This is a genomic window from Variovorax sp. P4_B10, assembly GCF_056402375.1.
In genome coordinates, this window is record NZ_JBFUHN010000006.1 from 1 (window position 1) to 14,243 (window position 14,243).

At 64.2% G+C, this 14,243-nt stretch carries 16 protein-coding genes; 4 read left to right on the forward strand and 12 right to left on the reverse strand.

What is annotated here, in order from left to right:
• The 12 genes from AC1DXX_RS04650 to AC1DXX_RS04705 form a co-directional block, all read right to left on the reverse strand.
• The coding region (locus AC1DXX_RS04650; RefSeq protein WP_478132997.1) for a type IV secretion system protein at window positions 1-378 on the reverse strand (378 nt) is incomplete at its 3' end.
• Between the two features lie 12 nt (window positions 379-390).
• Window positions 391-1,218 carry a hypothetical protein gene (locus AC1DXX_RS04655; RefSeq protein ID WP_478132998.1) on the reverse strand — a complete coding sequence of 276 codons (828 nt, stop codon included), beginning with the start codon at window positions 1,216-1,218 and terminating at the stop codon, window positions 391-393.
• Between the two features lie 35 nt (window positions 1,219-1,253).
• A complete protein-coding gene (locus tag AC1DXX_RS04660; RefSeq protein WP_478132999.1) occupies window positions 1,254-1,604 on the reverse strand; it encodes a hypothetical protein in 351 nt (116 codons plus the stop codon).
• Between the two features lie 53 nt (window positions 1,605-1,657).
• Window positions 1,658-4,147, reverse strand: a complete 2,490-nt coding sequence (locus tag AC1DXX_RS04665) for a VirB4 family type IV secretion/conjugal transfer ATPase (RefSeq protein ID WP_478133000.1) — start codon at window positions 4,145-4,147, stop codon at window positions 1,658-1,660.
• Between the two features lie 22 nt (window positions 4,148-4,169).
• Window positions 4,170-4,463, reverse strand: coding sequence for a VirB3 family type IV secretion system protein (locus AC1DXX_RS04670; RefSeq protein WP_478133001.1), 294 nt, complete (start codon window positions 4,461-4,463; stop codon window positions 4,170-4,172).
• A gap of 7 nt (window positions 4,464-4,470) precedes the next feature.
• Window positions 4,471-4,914 (reverse strand): TrbC/VirB2 family protein, encoded by a 444-nt coding sequence (locus tag AC1DXX_RS04675; RefSeq protein WP_478133002.1) that lies wholly within the window; start codon window positions 4,912-4,914, stop codon window positions 4,471-4,473.
• Window positions 4,915-4,953: 39 nt separating this feature from the next.
• A complete protein-coding gene (locus tag AC1DXX_RS04680; RefSeq protein ID WP_478133003.1) occupies window positions 4,954-5,682 on the reverse strand; it encodes a lytic transglycosylase domain-containing protein in 729 nt (242 codons plus the stop codon).
• Window positions 5,683-5,701: 19 nt separating this feature from the next.
• Window positions 5,702-6,742, reverse strand: coding sequence for a P-type DNA transfer ATPase VirB11 (virB11, locus tag AC1DXX_RS04685; protein WP_478133004.1), 1,041 nt, complete (start codon window positions 6,740-6,742; stop codon window positions 5,702-5,704).
• 16 nt (window positions 6,743-6,758) lie between these two features.
• On the reverse strand, window positions 6,759-7,985 hold the full coding sequence (locus AC1DXX_RS04690) for a TrbI/VirB10 family protein (protein WP_478133005.1): 1,227 nt from the start codon (window positions 7,983-7,985) through the stop codon (window positions 6,759-6,761).
• Between the two features lie 32 nt (window positions 7,986-8,017).
• Entirely contained in the window at window positions 8,018-8,797 is a 780-nt protein-coding gene (locus AC1DXX_RS04695; RefSeq protein ID WP_478133006.1) for a TrbG/VirB9 family P-type conjugative transfer protein, read from the reverse strand.
• Window positions 8,794-9,765, reverse strand: a complete 972-nt coding sequence (locus tag AC1DXX_RS04700) for a VirB8 family type IV secretion system protein (RefSeq protein WP_478133007.1) — start codon at window positions 9,763-9,765, stop codon at window positions 8,794-8,796. The genes AC1DXX_RS04695 and AC1DXX_RS04700 overlap by 4 nt, the downstream gene beginning before the upstream one ends.
• Window positions 9,765-10,016, reverse strand: a complete 252-nt coding sequence (locus tag AC1DXX_RS04705; RefSeq protein ID WP_200934286.1) for a TcpQ domain-containing protein — start codon at window positions 10,014-10,016, stop codon at window positions 9,765-9,767. Before AC1DXX_RS04705 ends, AC1DXX_RS04700 begins: the two co-directional genes overlap by 1 nt.
• Window positions 10,017-10,542: 526 nt before the next feature.
• Here AC1DXX_RS04705 and AC1DXX_RS04710 point away from each other — a divergent pair.
• The 4 genes from AC1DXX_RS04710 to AC1DXX_RS04725 are packed head-to-tail and all read left to right on the forward strand — an operon-like array spanning window position 10,543 to window position 14,227.
• Window positions 10,543-10,848, forward strand: a complete 306-nt coding sequence (locus AC1DXX_RS04710; RefSeq protein ID WP_478133008.1) for a FeoA family protein — start codon at window positions 10,543-10,545, stop codon at window positions 10,846-10,848.
• A complete protein-coding gene (gene feoB, locus AC1DXX_RS04715) occupies window positions 10,841-12,736 on the forward strand; it encodes a ferrous iron transporter B (protein WP_478133009.1) in 1,896 nt (631 codons plus the stop codon). Before AC1DXX_RS04710 ends, feoB begins: the two co-directional genes overlap by 8 nt.
• Window positions 12,737-12,764: 28 nt before the next feature.
• Window positions 12,765-13,037 carry a DUF6587 family protein gene (locus tag AC1DXX_RS04720; protein ID WP_478133010.1) on the forward strand — a complete coding sequence of 91 codons (273 nt, stop codon included), beginning with the start codon at window positions 12,765-12,767 and terminating at the stop codon, window positions 13,035-13,037.
• A gap of 5 nt (window positions 13,038-13,042) precedes the next feature.
• Window positions 13,043-14,227, forward strand: coding sequence for an FAD-dependent monooxygenase (locus AC1DXX_RS04725; RefSeq protein WP_478133011.1), 1,185 nt, complete (start codon window positions 13,043-13,045; stop codon window positions 14,225-14,227).
• Window positions 14,228-14,243 lie beyond the last annotated feature (16 nt).

A 14,243-nucleotide genomic window follows, 5' to 3' on the forward strand; every position in this document is an offset into this window, starting at 1 on the left:
GCCCATCGCCATCACGGTGTAGGCCAGGTTCTTGTCGATGACCTTCTCGGGCTTGTCGTTGCTGCCGGTGACCAGGCCATTGATGCCCGAGGCCATGGTGTCGGTGAAGAAGGTCTGGATGCTGGAGCCACCCAGGGCCATGGTGGAGGCGGCGATCAGGATGAGGGTGGTGCGGCTCGCACTGACCACCAGCCCCATCATCGGCTCGCGCGACTGGCCCGTAAGGATGCGAAAGCCCTGCACCATGATCCAGGCTGTGAACAGCACCAAGACGATCGCGGCGACCGCTGACATCGTGTTGTGCATGAAGTCGTCGCGAAAGGTGTTGATCTTGTCGTCGACCCAAACGTAGATCAGGGCGAAATAGGCCATTTCCATGATGAGGCGCCTTTACTTGATGGCCAGCGCTGCTGCCAGGGCGCCTGTCTGGATGAGCTGGCCTGTACTGGGAAGGCTGCCGCTAATGGCGGTCTGGGTGAGGGCGTTTTGCTGACCCTCGTGGAACCTGATGGCGGACTCGTAGGCCGCCAAACGAGTACGCCAGAAGCCCATTTCGGCTTGCAGCTTTCCGATGGTGCGCAACGCCTCGTTGGTGTTGGCCCACAGGTCGCCCTGGTTCGAGATGGATCTGYGGTTGTCGTCGATCTTCGTGAGATGTTCGCTGTATTGCTGGAAGCGGTTCGCCATCTCGATGCTGTCGTTGAAGGCCTGGACGCGCAACTGGATGAGCTGCTGGCAGATTTGCTGCTTGACCGAAGAAGAGTTGCCCGCGCTGACGGTCGCGATCGTGGTCACGTTCTGGCTGGCGCCGCCAGCTCCTGCGGCAGCGCCCAATGCGCCACCCTTGCTGGGACAGGCCTGCTGCACGTAGCCGGAGGTGTCCGAGATTTTCTGGAGCTGGTTGTTGGGGGTCAGTGTGGCCAAAAAACCCAGATTGGGGACACTGGTCTGGATCTCCTTGAGGAGCTTGGAGGTCGTCTTGTCGACGTTGGCGGCCGTCTCGTTCAGGTCGCCTTCGCCGAGACGGCTTTTGATGTCGTCGAGTTTGTCTTGGGCCTTTGAGTCGCTGACATCGACGTCCGCATGGGCGATCCCGACGAGGACGGTGGCCGCGACGACAAGGAAAGCTGCGCGAACTGCACGTGCTGCACCTCGCAAGGTCTTGCGCGACGGGATTTGAACAGGCTCGGCGCGAGCGGGGGTAGGGCGGCGGATCATGGCGGCTTCCTGGGTGGGTGCTGTTGTTGTGATGCTTACTCGACGCGGCCCCATTGGTTCATGATGGTGTCGGAAATATTGCTGTTGTTTGAGGTGTTGGTGGCGCCCGAGCAGCTGTTCATGTATTGCTTGCGGTACTCGTAGGACTGGTCCGGCCAGAACTTGATAACGGGGTAGTAGGTCCAGATGGCAAGGCCACCGGGGGCCGGTATGTGCCAGTAGGCAATGGCGGAGGAGCAGTTGCCGGGAGGTGTGCCTTGACCGGAGATGCTCGCCATGCAGAGGTACAGGGTGCAGGCGTCTGGAACCTGGGCTTGTGCGGATGTGCTGAGGCTGGCGACCCCGAGCGCGAGGGAAAAGCCGGCCAAATGGATGCGTAGCCTCATTGAAAACCTCCGAAATATTGAAGCGATCGTCGAAAGGGTGTGGGGCCGGCCGGTCATGCAATGAGACGCGGACGCGCCGCGCGCTGGCCGGGCTGTTCGATGGACGCGGAGACACGCTTGCCGCTGCCCTTGCGCTGGTCGTAGAAGTCCTGCAGCCATTGCTCGGGCCGCAGGTCATTCACGGAGATGCCTTCGGCTCTGGTGCTTGCGTCCAGCACGCCATGCAGGATTTCGATGTTGTCGGTGGAGGCGGAAATCACGGCCAGCGCATCGTCCATGCCGCGCAGGTCGAGCTGGCACACCGAAGACATGTGGCCCTGCTTGACGAGAAAGCGGCGCGAGCGCTCGTCGAGGCTGACCACCACCTGGTACTCGGACTCGGTGAGCTTCAGGCCCTCGATGTAGTCCTTGCGGCTGGCGTTGGGGTTGGGCAGCAGGATCATGGTGGCGGTCTGCTCGATGAGCGCGGCCGAAATGTCGCTGCCCAGCGCGTCTTCGGGGCTCTGGGTGGCGAAGATGCCCATGCCGTTCTGTTTGCGGATGGTCTTCTGCTTGTTCTTGGCAAAGTCCTTGAGGGCGCCGCCGCCATCGAGAATTTTCCAGAATTCGTCCATCACGTAGATGAGGCGGCGGCCATCGATCAGGGCATCGAGCCGGTGCAACAGGTAGTTGATGACCGGGACGCGTACCTCGGGGTTGTCGATGACATCGGTGTAATCGAAGCCGATGATGTTGGCTTTTTGCAGGTCGATGGTGTCTTTGGGGTTGTCGAACACCCAGCCCAGCGAGTTGCCCGCGGTCCACTTGCGCATGCGAATGAAGAGGCCGTCGTCGCCCATGTTGGGCAGGCTCTTCTGGAAGTTGGTCATGTTGCGCAGGTGCTCGGGGGTGTCGAGCATGGCTTCGACGGCGCGGAAGATGTCGTCTTCCTCGCGGGAGGTATAGACCGGCTTGGCGGCCAGCACCTTGACGAGGTCGCTCAGGAACTGGACGTTGGCCTCGGTGCGCTCGCAGTGGAAGGGATTGAAGCCGGTAGGCTGGCCGTTTTCCAGCGAGAGGTAGTTGCCGCCGCAGGCGCGCACGAAGATCTCGGCGCCGCGATCCTTGTCGAAGAAGAAGATGGTGGGCGACGGGTCGAGCTTCTGGATCTGGCTGAGCAGGAAGTTGATGAGCGCGGTCTTGCCGGTGCCAGACTTGCCGATGACCATGGTGTTGGCAATGGCCTTTTCGCCCAGGGAGTTCTCGCCCGGCAGCGTGGCGTGAAAGTTGAAGAAGTAAGGCTGGCCGTTGACGGTCTGCAGCGTGGTGACGCACGGGCCCCAGGGGTTGTTGTCGCGCTTGCCACTGGCAAAGTTGTGCAGTGGCGACATGCCCAAAAAGTTGAGCGAGCTGACGTTCGCCAACCGGGTGCGGTATTTCCAGTTGCCGGGAAATTGCGCGTAGAACGCCGCGGTGACGGCCAGGTCTTCCTTGATCGACACGAAGCCCGCGTTGGAGAGCTCGGCACGCGTAGTGGCGATGTGCTGGGAAAGCGTCGCCTGGTCGGGCGCGTAGACGGCGATGGTGAAGTGATACTGGCCCAGCACAAAGTTGCCGGACGAAATCTGGTCCATGGCCTGATCGAGCTCGACGATCTGGCTGACGGCTTTGTCGCCGGACGAAATCATCATGCCCTTGGTGCGCTCGAGCGCCTTGAGCGCGTCGTGCCGCCCCATGGGGCTGAAGGAATGGGTGACGACGTATTCGAAGTCGAGGTACTTGAGCCCGTTGAGGATGCCGGGATGGGTACCGTCGGGGTATTCCTTGACATTGAGGATGGCGCCAAAGTGGTTGACGCCGTTGGGTGTGGTCAGCACGAAGTCACCGGTCTTGGCCGAGAAGCGCTGACGGCTGACGGCCAGGTAGCGGTAGACGGGCGCCTTCAGCACCGGCACGGGCTCGTCGACGCGGTTGAGCAGGTAGCCGAAGAATTCGAGGGTTTCCGAAAAAACGATGCCGTTGGTGGCTTCGTACATGCGAAGGCGCGTGGGCGCGTAGTCCTTGAGCACGGCCTCCATGTTGCCGGCCAGTTCCAGTACCTTGTCGATGGCTTGCTGCTGTTCGGAGGCCAGCCTAGAGACATTGGCGGACTTTTCGACGAAGCGTTTGCCCGAGACCACGGGGCGGTACAGCATCGTCACGTAGAGCTCGTTCTGCATGAGCTTTTGCGCCGAGAGCCCTTTGAAGTAGGCGTCGGACAGCGCTTGGTTGAAGGCTTCCTTGAACCGGCTGCTGTCCTTGACGTGCCGGCGGCGGCGCAGGTCGTGCACCCAGAAGGCCACATTGGTGAAGTCCGGCGCGCGCAGCGTTTGCAGCATGCGATTGAAGGTGTTGTGCCGGTGCTCGAGTTCCCATTCTTCGCGGCCGACGAAGGGCAACCCTTCCAGTCGCCAGGTCAGGAAGTAGTCGCCACCCGTGGTCTTGAGCACGGTAGGAGACACGTGCGTGGACAGCGGGATGAATTCGCTGATGGGCGTGTCAGGGCTGAAGGGGGGCGTGGACATGGCTGTGAAATCCTGGCTTCTTCTAGACGTTGTCCTTGGACTGCCCGCGATATACGTTGGGCGTGAACACCCACATGCCCTCATGCTGTCCGATGTTGCGCGTGCGGACACGGAACTGCAGGCGCAACCCGAGCAACCGAAAAATCATCTCGTCGCGCTTGGCCATCATGCGCATGACGAAAATGACCGGCGGGATCAGCAGCAAATAGAACAGGTTGAAGTACATGGCCAGCAACATGCATCCGCCCGCGCCCACGAAAAAGGGCACGTAGGGCACGCCCATGAACATGGGCGGGCGGGTGCAGCCGCGGAACATCGCGTTTTTATGCATGGTGGGCCAGCGACTGCACAACGCTGGCGAGTTGGGTCAAGGGATCGACCGCGATGCTGGCCGAGCAGCTGGTGCCGCCGCCGACGGTGGAGCTGCCGCCAAGAAACAGTTTGGCGATCTGGGTGGCCGCGCCGATCAGCAGGGCACCAATGAAGACTGGAGCAACGTCGCTGATGCGCTTGTGGGCGAACGCAATCTGGTAGCCCGAGAAGATGATGGCGACGGTGACAACCACGATGGACACGGCGTTGAGCACGCCGACGATGGTTTTGACAAAACCGCAGGCGGTTTCCCCGAGCCCCCCGTCTGCCGACCCCTGAGCCATGGCTAGGCAAGGCAGGACGATCAGCGCGGCAATGGCGAGATTGCGAAGCGTGCGCGCGTGCGTGCTGCTAGCGAACGATGGAGCGGCGGTGTTGTTGTGTGGGCGGTGCATGGTGAGTTCCTCTCTGGTTGATAAAAGTGAAGGGCCGGGTCAGAAAACGAACGCGCCGTCGCCGGCAGGGCGGTCGGTCGGAGCGGCCTGTGCTGCTGCGGCTGGCACGTTGCCCGCGGCTGGATAGCGAACCTGGGGCACGAAGACATCAGGGGCGGCGCCCGCCGCCGCAGCAACTGGCGGGACAACGGGCGCGGCAGTGATTGCAGGCGCGGTAACTGGTTGCGTGGAAGCACCCAGCGGAACCACGCGCATCGAGATGCGCGATGCCGCGTTTGTGGATTGCACTGCCGCGGCGGATGGGGCCCCGGCCGGTGCTTGTGCGAGGGTGACGCCGCGACCGATCGAGTCGTAGATTTTCTGCACGTAGCCGCTGCGAAACCCGCTCACAAAGTTGCCGGAGTAGTAGCAGCTGAAGGCCTTGCCCCAGTCGCCGCCGCCGCGGGCATAACAGTTGGCCAGGATGCTGGCACCGGCGGCCAGATTGGCGCAAAGATCGAAGGCTTTTTCGTGGGTGTCAAACCCGTACTTGCGAAAGTTGACCTGATTGACTTGCGCTGCGCCAAGCGAATAGTTGTAGCCCTTGGACTTGAGCATTTGCGCCGTGGCCACCGCTTCTTCAAGCGTTTTGGGCTGCCGCACGAGCTGGCCTCCGACGACGCCGATGGCGAACGGATTGGCGCCGGACTCGACGTGCACGACGTGTCGCATGACCTGCGCCGGAACGGCGAGGTTGGGGCAAGCGATGGCTTCCATTCCCGGGAACACGGTGTTTGCTCCTTCGGCCTCAGGAGGCGCCTGACGGCGCCAGGCGACCGGGGTCGAAGTCGATGCCCGTGATGTACCGCCGCCCCGCATGGGCCTTGATGTGCACGATGATGTCGATGGTCATCGTGAGCAGGCGCTTGATGGTGGCAAATTCGAGCCCGGCGCCTTCGCTTGAGGCCTTGACCATGAGCGCCAGTTGGTCCCAGGTTTGCTCGGTGCTGCCCGAGTGGCAGCTCGTGATGGAGCCTGGGTGGCCCGAGGCGCAGTTGCGGATGAAATAGAACGCCTCGTCGCCGCGCAATTCGGCCAGGATGATCCGGTCGGGCTTCATGCGCAGGCATGCTTCCATGCAATTCTTGGCGCTGATGTTGGCGGTGCTCTGGCCTCCCTTGGAGTAGAGCAGGTGCACCACGTTGGGCTGCTCGATGAAGAGTTCGCGCGCGTCTTCGATGGTGACGAGGCGCTCATCGGGCGGGATGTGGTGGACGAGCGACTTCATGAAGGTGGTCTTGCCGCTGCCGGTAGCACCCGAGACCACGATGTTTTTCTTGTGGAGGACGGCTTGCTTGAAAAAGTCCGCGTAGCGCCCTGCGGCGCGCAATTCGAGCAGTTCCCTGTCGTGCGCGTTAAGGCCTGATGTTTCCTCGAGCAGCTTGTCGAAAAATCCGTCCTCGTGGTACTGGCCCAGGGTGCGGGTTTGCCTGGACGGGAGCCGGATGGTGATGGACACCTGGCTCGCTTCGACGGCCGGGGGAATAACGAACTGGGCGCGCTGGCCGGTGGGAAAAGTCAGCGAGACGACCGGGTTGACGTCGGTGATGCGCTGGCCCGTGTTGCTTTCGTTGACCACGGTGGTGCAGAACTGCAGCGCACGCGCGGCGGTGAGGCCTGGCACCTCGACGCGCTGCCAGCCGGAACGGTTTTCGAGGTAAATCTCGCCGGGCCGGTTGATGCAAATTTCGGTGACATCGGGCGCGTGCATGAAGTCCCGGATGCCCAGCACCTGGTACTGGTAATCCAGAAAATCGTTCGAGACGGCGGCAACGAGTTCTTCGGTCATGTCAAGCTATGCCGTGTCAGAAGTTCGCCACCACAGCGCTGAAGTCGACATCCTTTGCGACGTAGACGTTGACGACGGTGCCCTGGTTGATGGTGACCGTGTCGGGCCGGTTGGCGTTGCGGCGCACGGCCTGGCCGGCCAAGCTCTGCAACGTCTGCGCCGTGGTGCTCTCATAAGGCGACTGGACGGCGAGCCCGCCCGCTGCAACGGTGGTCGACTGCGGGCCGTGCTTTGCCAGTTCATATTTGAAGGCGTCGGCGAACATGCTGATCAGCAGGGCCGAGGTGATGCGCTGGGCCCAGTGCTGATCGAGGTAGCCCGGATGACCCGATCCACCGAGGTTGTCGACGCCGGGACTGGCCATGTTCACATCGATCCCGTTCGGGGTGACGATGCGATCCCAGATGACGGCGATGCGATCACCATTGGGTTCGGTGTCGTACTTTCCAAGTACCTTGGAGCCCTTCGGCAGCAACAGGCGCTTGCCGGTGACGGAGTAGACCGGCTCGGTCACGACGCAGGACGTGAAGCCCGGAATGTCGCTGACGATATGCGTCTCCAGCACGCAGCGGATGTAGGTGCCGCGCAGCATCAGCACATTCGGATGGATAAGGGCTTGTGCGCTCGACACGGCCGACAGTGGCTTCATGCGGTAGGCGCTGTTCGGCGCGATGCCCTGGTCGCCGCCCGCGCCGGGCAGGCCGGGGATGCCGCCCATGCCGCCCGTCATGCCGGGATATTGACTTTGCCCAGGCTGGCCACCATCAGCGGGACCCACTGCAATCGTCCCCGCGCTCGATGCCATGCGGCGCTCCATGAGCGTCGGACCCTTCGGACCTTGCGGGCCTTGCGGTGCGGGCGGAATCGGCGGCAGCGATGGCTGGGCCAGAGGGATGGGTGGGGTTGGCGGCGTGGCAACCCGTGGCGGGGGCGGCGGTGCCGGCAGTTGGGGGGCCGCGGGGACCGTAACCACTTCTTCCTTGGCCTTTTGTGGCTTGTCGGGGCGCAGTACGTTGCCGATCAGCCAGATGGCAGCCAACCCGAGCAGAAGCACGATACCCGCCAGGAAGCTCAGCGCGCGGCGATTCATGCGTTGCATCTCGCTGGATTTGAGCTCAGGCGCGTGCGCGTCGAGATTGGGTGCAGCAGGCGCTCCCATGCCCTCGAATTGCCTCGAATAGGGATTGGCTTGTGCAGGCTGGCTATTGCCGTCCGTGGGATCTCGCCGGTCATGATCGGGCACGGCGTCTCCTGTTTGGGAAGGAGGATGTTGGTTCACTGGACGGTGTTCCTGCGAAGACCCACGACGTTGTCGCCGTGGCGGATGACCAGGTAGGGATAGGTCCCGTGGACAATGAGGGTGCTGCCTTCGACGGTGGTGTTCACCACGGAGTCCTCGTCGCGCTCCTTCTGGCGCATGTAGACGGTCGGGAAGTTGCCCGTGGGGAACTGCTTGAGGTCGCTCATCTTGATGTAGGTGAAGCGGCTGTCGTCGTAGACATTGATCGGAACCAGCCAGGCTGCGGCGGCGCTGCTGGTGGCAAAGTCGTACTCGAAGTTGTAGCTCCGGTCCTTGAGCAGCGCCGTGTTGAGCGCGGGCGCCTCGGCGACGCTTTTGGCTTGCTTGCCGAAAGTCATGTCGGCGGGGTAGGTGAACTTGATCCGGTATTGGACGCCCGCATTGCGCGCCTGCTCCAGGGTTCGCCAGTCCGTGGCCACGACCTTGAGTTCGAAGATGTACGAATTGATCGCGGTGCGGATCATCATGTTCGTGTCCACATCGACGTTCTTCGGCTTCAGGTAGAAGACGTTGTCGCGACGACTGAGGTCCCAGCCACTGCTGAAGCCGGTGCTGTAGTCGAGGATCTTTTCTTCGGGACTCAACTCGATCTGGGTGCTGATGCCCAAGCCGACACGCACCGGGTAGATGCGATCGGGCTGGTACTCGTACATCTGGACAGTTTGCGCAAAGGCGCAAGGCATGGCGCTGACGACGACTGCGCACGCTGCGGCCATCAGCGCCCGTCGGCGGCGGTTGGACTGTTGTGTTTTCATCGGCGGCGCGTTCCCTGATTGGCACCTGTCGGCGCGACGGTGGCAGCTGGCGCGGGGGCGCCTGGTACCCCAAAACTGGGTGGAGGAGGAGTGGTTGGCATCACGGGTTGCGCAGGCGGAGCCACCGCTTGGGCACTGCCTACCGCGCCAGCACGGGCATCGGTGCCCGGCGGGAGCGCCGCGCCTTGCATCGCGGGCATGCTTTCGGCGGGCTTGAGATTGCTTGGGACTTCTTCGGGCGGTGATGAGGCGTAGTCGGTATCCACGCGATAGTCGGTAACCTGGAAGCCGAGTGGATTTTCGATCCGCTGCTGCTCGTCCATCGTGAGGTTCGACTTGTAGGTGAACGCCATCGTCACGATCTTGCTGTCCAGAGGCGCCGAGGAGCCGTTCTGCTTGTTGTAGATGCTGCGCTGGAAGCGCACTGTCGCGCCCTTGGGAATTTCGCCGCCTCCGCCACCGATCAGGGTGATGCTCAGGATGCGGACCCGGATGGCTTTGTCCTTGCCGTAAATGGTGTACGGGTTGATGGGATTTCCCGACGAATACAAGTTGGTGTAGCCGCCGGAGACGTTGCCCGACGACATGGTCAGTACCGTGGTCCAGTCGCGCAAATTGGTAATCGCCAGGTCGTAGGATTCGCGGGCCAGCACGAAGTGGGCAACGTTGCTGCGATTGATCGCTTCGCTCGTGGTGATGCGCTGCAAGGCCGCGTCGTCGGTCAGGCGTGCGGCGGTGCTGGTGCCCGTGTACGCATCTGCGATGACCAGATACGGCACTTTCTCCTTGAGCGGCAGCACGTAGAAGTAGCCACCCAGCAGCACCAGCGACATGACCACGGCAGAGCTCGCAACCCACCAGGCGCGCCGCTCGCTGCGTCGCGCGATGTCCGCAACAGTGAGCTCGAAGTTGATCGATTGAGCGATGGCTTCGTCGATCTTCGACGACGACGCGTTGTTCTTGAACATCAGCGCGGCCCGGGTGTGGCTGGCGCAGCGGCGCTTGTGGCCTGAACCAGGATTTGCTTGCCGTCCGCCGAAATGGACACACCCTGCGGCGAGTAGATGGCGCTCAGCTCACCCATGGCGGACTGGAGGTCGTTGGTGCGAACCTTCGCTACAGGTTGGTGGAGGGTGAAGTCGGAACCTATTTGATAGGACAACTGCAGTCCGTTGTCCGACGCCCAGCGCTTCAGCATGGTCCTGAGCGTCGCGTCCATGGGCGAAGCGTAGAACGTATAGGCGGGCGAGAGCGGGATCTCGGTAGGCGCACTCTGGAACCGGTTCACCGGCGCCCAGGAGCCACCATACTCTTTGGGTGCAGGCGCACCGCACCCGATGAGCGTGACGGCCAGAATGGACAAGGCCGTACCCGCCGAAAGGCGGCTTGTAGCGCGCACACGAGCGCCCCACGCAATAGCTTGCGTTTGGTGAAACACTGCGACTCCCTGAAGTCTTTTTTATGTCCGGCTATCTTAGGTAGATGAGGCGGCCGTGACAGCACAGCGCCGTGCAGGAGTGCACGGATCGGCGGGTTTTAGTGCCACATATCGTTGAGGCGGCGAAACGCTGGCTTGTCCGCGGAGAGGGGGGTCCTCGTCCTCGTGGATTCGGCCGGGTTGAGACCTTGGAGCAGGGGCGCAAATCGTCGACGTCTGGCGGGCAGTGATGGCCCACTGAGACCAGGGATGAGTCCGTTTCAATGATAATAGTTCTCATTGCTGAGATGAACGAGTTCCAACCCGCATGACCATCCCTCTTTCCGTGGCCGCTACCCCTGTCTCTATCCGTCTGGACGAATTACCCAACCATCAGTGGGCGACGGTATTGGACGTCGTGCGGTCGGCCGACGCCGAGGGGCAAGAGTTGGCACTGCGCCTGACCGAGATCGGCTTCGTGCCGGGCGAAGCCGTGCGCATCGTGGCCAGCGGCCTGCCGGGGCGCGAGCCCCTGGCGGTGCGGCTGGGCCACACCACTTTTGCATTGCGCCGCCACGAGGCCGCGCTGATTCACGTGGCACCGGGCGTGCCGGAAGGCGCACGCCATGGTTGAAACCGTCATCCAGGGGCCGGGGCGCCTCGCGGCGACCGCACAGCCGGGGCGCATTGCGCTGCTGGGCAATCCCAACTGCGGCAAGACGGCGCTCTTCAACCTGCTCACCGGCAGCCGCCAGAAGGTGGCCAACTACGCCGGCGTGACGGTCGAGCGCAAGGAAGGCCTGCTGCGCACCGCATCGGGCCGCCGCGTGTTCGTGCTCGACCTGCCGGGCGCTTACAGCCTCAACGCGCTCAGCGCGGACGAAGCCGTGACGCGCGACGTGGTCACGGGCAAGAGCAGCGAGCCGTTGCCCGACCTGCTGGTGTGCGTGACCGACGCCACCAATCTGCGGCTCAACCTGCGGCTCGTGCTCGAGGCCAAGCGCCTCGGCCTGCCGATGGTGGTGGCGCTCAACATGACCGACATGGCAAAGAAGCAGGGCATCGCGGTCGACACCGCCGTGCTCTCGCGCGAGCTGGGCGTGCCGGTGATCGAAACCGTCGGCGTCCACACCGGTGGCGCGAAGGGTTTGCTCGAGGCGCTCGACACGCCCGTGGCCTCGGCCGCGCCGCAGCCCTGGCAGGCGCCCGGCCTCGACGACGTGCTCGCCACGCAGCGTGAAGTGCGCCGCATCCTCGGCATCGCCGTGCGCGAGCCGGTCGGCAGCCTGGTCACCAGCGACCGCATCGACCGCGTGGTGATGCACCCGGTGTGGGGCATGCTGGTGCTCGCGGTCACGATGTTCCTGATGTTCCAGGCGGTGTTCAGCTGGGCCAACGTGCCGATGGACGCCATCAAGGCCGGCACCGAGGGCCTCGGCACCCTGCTCAAGGCCCACATGCCCGAAGGCATGCTGCAGAGCCTGCTGGTCGACGGCGTCATTGCCGGCGTGGGCGGTGTGATCGTGTTCCTGCCGCAGATCCTGATCCTGTTCCTGTTCATCCTCGCGCTCGAAGATTCGGGCTACCTGCCGCGCGCCGCATTCCTGCTCGACCGCGTGATGGGCACCGTGGGGCTTTCGGGCCGCTCCTTCATTCCGCTGCTGTCGAGCTTTGCCTGCGCCATTCCCGGCGTGATGGCCACGCGCACCATCAGCAACTGGCGCGACCGCATCACCACCATCATGATCGCGCCGCTGATGACCTGCTCGGCGCGCCTGCCGGTCTACGCGCTGCTGATTGCGGCCTTCATTCCGGCGCGCACCGTGGGCGGCGTGTTCAACCTGCAGGGGGTGGTGCTGTTCGCTCTGTACGTCTTCGGCATCGTCTCGGCGATGGCGGTGGCCTGGGTGATGAAGCGCTTCCGCGACAACCAGCAGCATTCGCCGCTGATGATGGAGCTGCCGGCGTACCGCTGGCCCAGTCTTCGCAACCTTGCTGTGGGTTTGTATGAACGAGCCTGGATCTTCCTCCAGCGCGTGGGCACGATCATCCTCACGCTCACCATCCTGTTGTGGTTCCTGTCGACCTTTCCGTCGCCGCCCGAAGGCGCCACGGGGCCGGCCATCCAGTACAGCCTGGCCGGCATGATCGGTCGCGGGCTCGAGCACATCTTCGCGCCCATCGGCTTCAACTGGCAGATTTCGATCGCGCTGGTGCCGGGCATGGCGGCGCGCGAGGTGGCGGTGGGTGCGCTGGGCACGGTCTACGCGCTTTCGGCCACCGGCGACGACGTGGCGGGCGCGCTCGAACCGCTGATCGCCGGCACCTGGTCGCTGGCCACGGCGCTGTCGCTGCTGGTCTGGTACGTGTTTGCGCCGCAATGCATCTCGACGCTCGCAGCCGTCAAGCGCGAAACCGGGTCGTGGAAGTATGTGTGGATCATGGCGGGCTACCTGTTCGCGCTCGCTTATGCGGCATGCTTCATCACCTACCGCGTTGCAGTAGCGCTCGGAGCAGGTTAAAACCTGCAATGAAAGGTTCGAAGAAGAAATGGCACAGCAACTGATCGTCGGATTGATCGTCGCGGCGGCCGCGTTCTACGCGGTCTGGCGCTGGATGCCCGCGGGCTGGCGGCGCAGCGCGGCGCACAAGCTCGCAGCCGGCACGCAGCGTGCCGGCCTGGTCGACCAGGAACGCGCCGACCAGCTGGCGGCCTCGCTCGCCAAGACTTCGGGCTGCGGCTCCTGCGACACCTGCGGCAGCTGCGCGCCCAAGACCCCCGCCACCACGGACGCCGGCAAGGCCTTCTCGAACAGCCACTGAGACCGATGCCCACGCACATCCTCGTCGCCGGGGGCGGCATCGGGGGGCTGGCCACGGCGCTGGCGCTTTCGCGAGGCCGGCACCGGGCCGATGTCTTCGAGCGGGCGGCCGTCTTCGGCGAGATCGGTGCCGGTGTGCAACTCGGCCCCAACGTCACGCGGCGCCTCCAGCAGCTGGACCTGGGCCGGGGCCTGGCAGCCATCGCGGCGCGCCCCGATGCGCTGGTGGTCCAGAGCGCCGGCAACGGTGCCGTGCTGGCCCGCCTGCCATTGGGCGACGCCATGCAGCAGCGCTACGGCGCGCCTTATTTCTGCGTGCATCGCGCCGACCTGCACACGTTGCTGCTCGACGCGGTGCGCGCCCGCGGCACCGGCGCGCTGGTCACCGCCGCCCACATCGAACAGGTCGAGACCAGCGACGACCTCGTGTGCGTGTCGAGCACCGACGCGCGCGCCTGGGAGGGCGATGCGCTCGTGGGGGCCGATGGTCTCTGGAGCATGGTGCGGCAGCAGCTGGATTGCGCGTCCGCCGACCAGCCGCCGCGCATCACCGGCCACACGGCCTGGCGTGCGTTGGTGCAGCAATCGGCACTGCCCGCGGCATTGCGGCGCAGGCAGGTCGATGTCTGGCTCGGCCCGCGCCTGCACGCGGTGGCCTACCCGGTGCGCGGCGGCGACTGGCTCAACGTGGTGGTGATCGCCGAGTCCGCTCCGGCCGGCGACGCGCGCGACTGGGACCAGGCCAGCAGCATTGCCGCGCTGAAGCAGGCCATGGGACGCAGCTGTGCCGGCCTGCAGGCGCTGCTCGACGCCATGCCCGGCTGGCGCGCCTGGACGCTCAGCGACCGCGCACCGCTGACCTCCGCGGCCGACATGGCCCATGAACGCGTTGCGCTCGTGGGCGACGCGGCGCACCCGATGGTGCCGTATCTCGCCCAAGGCGCGGGCATGGCCATCGAAGATGCGGTGGCGCTGGCCGACGCGCTGGGCGATGGCAGTGCCGTCGATGTGCCCGCTGCCTTTGCCCGCTACGCCGAGGCACGCTGGGCGCGCAACGCGCAGGTGCAGGCACGGGCGAGGCGCAACGGCGAGATCTTCCACGCAACCGGTGCCGTGCGCCTCGGCCGGGACATGGCGATGCGCATGCTGGGCACGCGGCTGCTCGATCAGCCCTGGCTGTACGGCGGTTGAGCGGGGGGCGGCGGCC

Excerpts from the sequence above, each read along its gene's own strand:
- AC1DXX_RS04660 (WP_478132999.1), bottom strand. The coding sequence starts at position 1,604 with ATGAGGCTACGCATCCATTTGGCCGGCTTTTCCCTCGCGCTCGGGGTC.
- AC1DXX_RS04665 (WP_478133000.1), bottom strand. The coding sequence starts at position 4,147 with ATGTCCACGCCCCCCTTCAGCCCTGACACGCCCATCAGCGAATTCATC.
- AC1DXX_RS04670 (WP_478133001.1), bottom strand. The coding sequence starts at position 4,463 with ATGTTCCGCGGCTGCACCCGCCCGCCCATGTTCATGGGCGTGCCCTAC.
- AC1DXX_RS04675 (WP_478133002.1), bottom strand. The coding sequence starts at position 4,914 with ATGCACCGCCCACACAACAACACCGCCGCTCCATCGTTCGCTAGCAGC.
- virB11 (WP_478133004.1), bottom strand. The coding sequence starts at position 6,742 with ATGACCGAAGAACTCGTTGCCGCCGTCTCGAACGATTTTCTGGATTAC.
- AC1DXX_RS04695 (WP_478133006.1), bottom strand. The coding sequence starts at position 8,797 with ATGAAAACACAACAGTCCAACCGCCGCCGACGGGCGCTGATGGCCGCA.
- AC1DXX_RS04700 (WP_478133007.1), bottom strand. The coding sequence starts at position 9,765 with ATGTTCAAGAACAACGCGTCGTCGTCGAAGATCGACGAAGCCATCGCT.
- AC1DXX_RS04705 (WP_200934286.1), bottom strand. The coding sequence starts at position 10,016 with ATGGACGCGACGCTCAGGACCATGCTGAAGCGCTGGGCGTCGGACAAC.
- AC1DXX_RS04710 (WP_478133008.1), top strand. The coding sequence starts at position 10,543 with ATGACCATCCCTCTTTCCGTGGCCGCTACCCCTGTCTCTATCCGTCTG.
- feoB (WP_478133009.1), top strand. The coding sequence starts at position 10,841 with ATGGTTGAAACCGTCATCCAGGGGCCGGGGCGCCTCGCGGCGACCGCA.
- AC1DXX_RS04720 (WP_478133010.1), top strand. The coding sequence starts at position 12,765 with ATGGCACAGCAACTGATCGTCGGATTGATCGTCGCGGCGGCCGCGTTC.
- AC1DXX_RS04725 (WP_478133011.1), top strand. The coding sequence starts at position 13,043 with ATGCCCACGCACATCCTCGTCGCCGGGGGCGGCATCGGGGGGCTGGCC.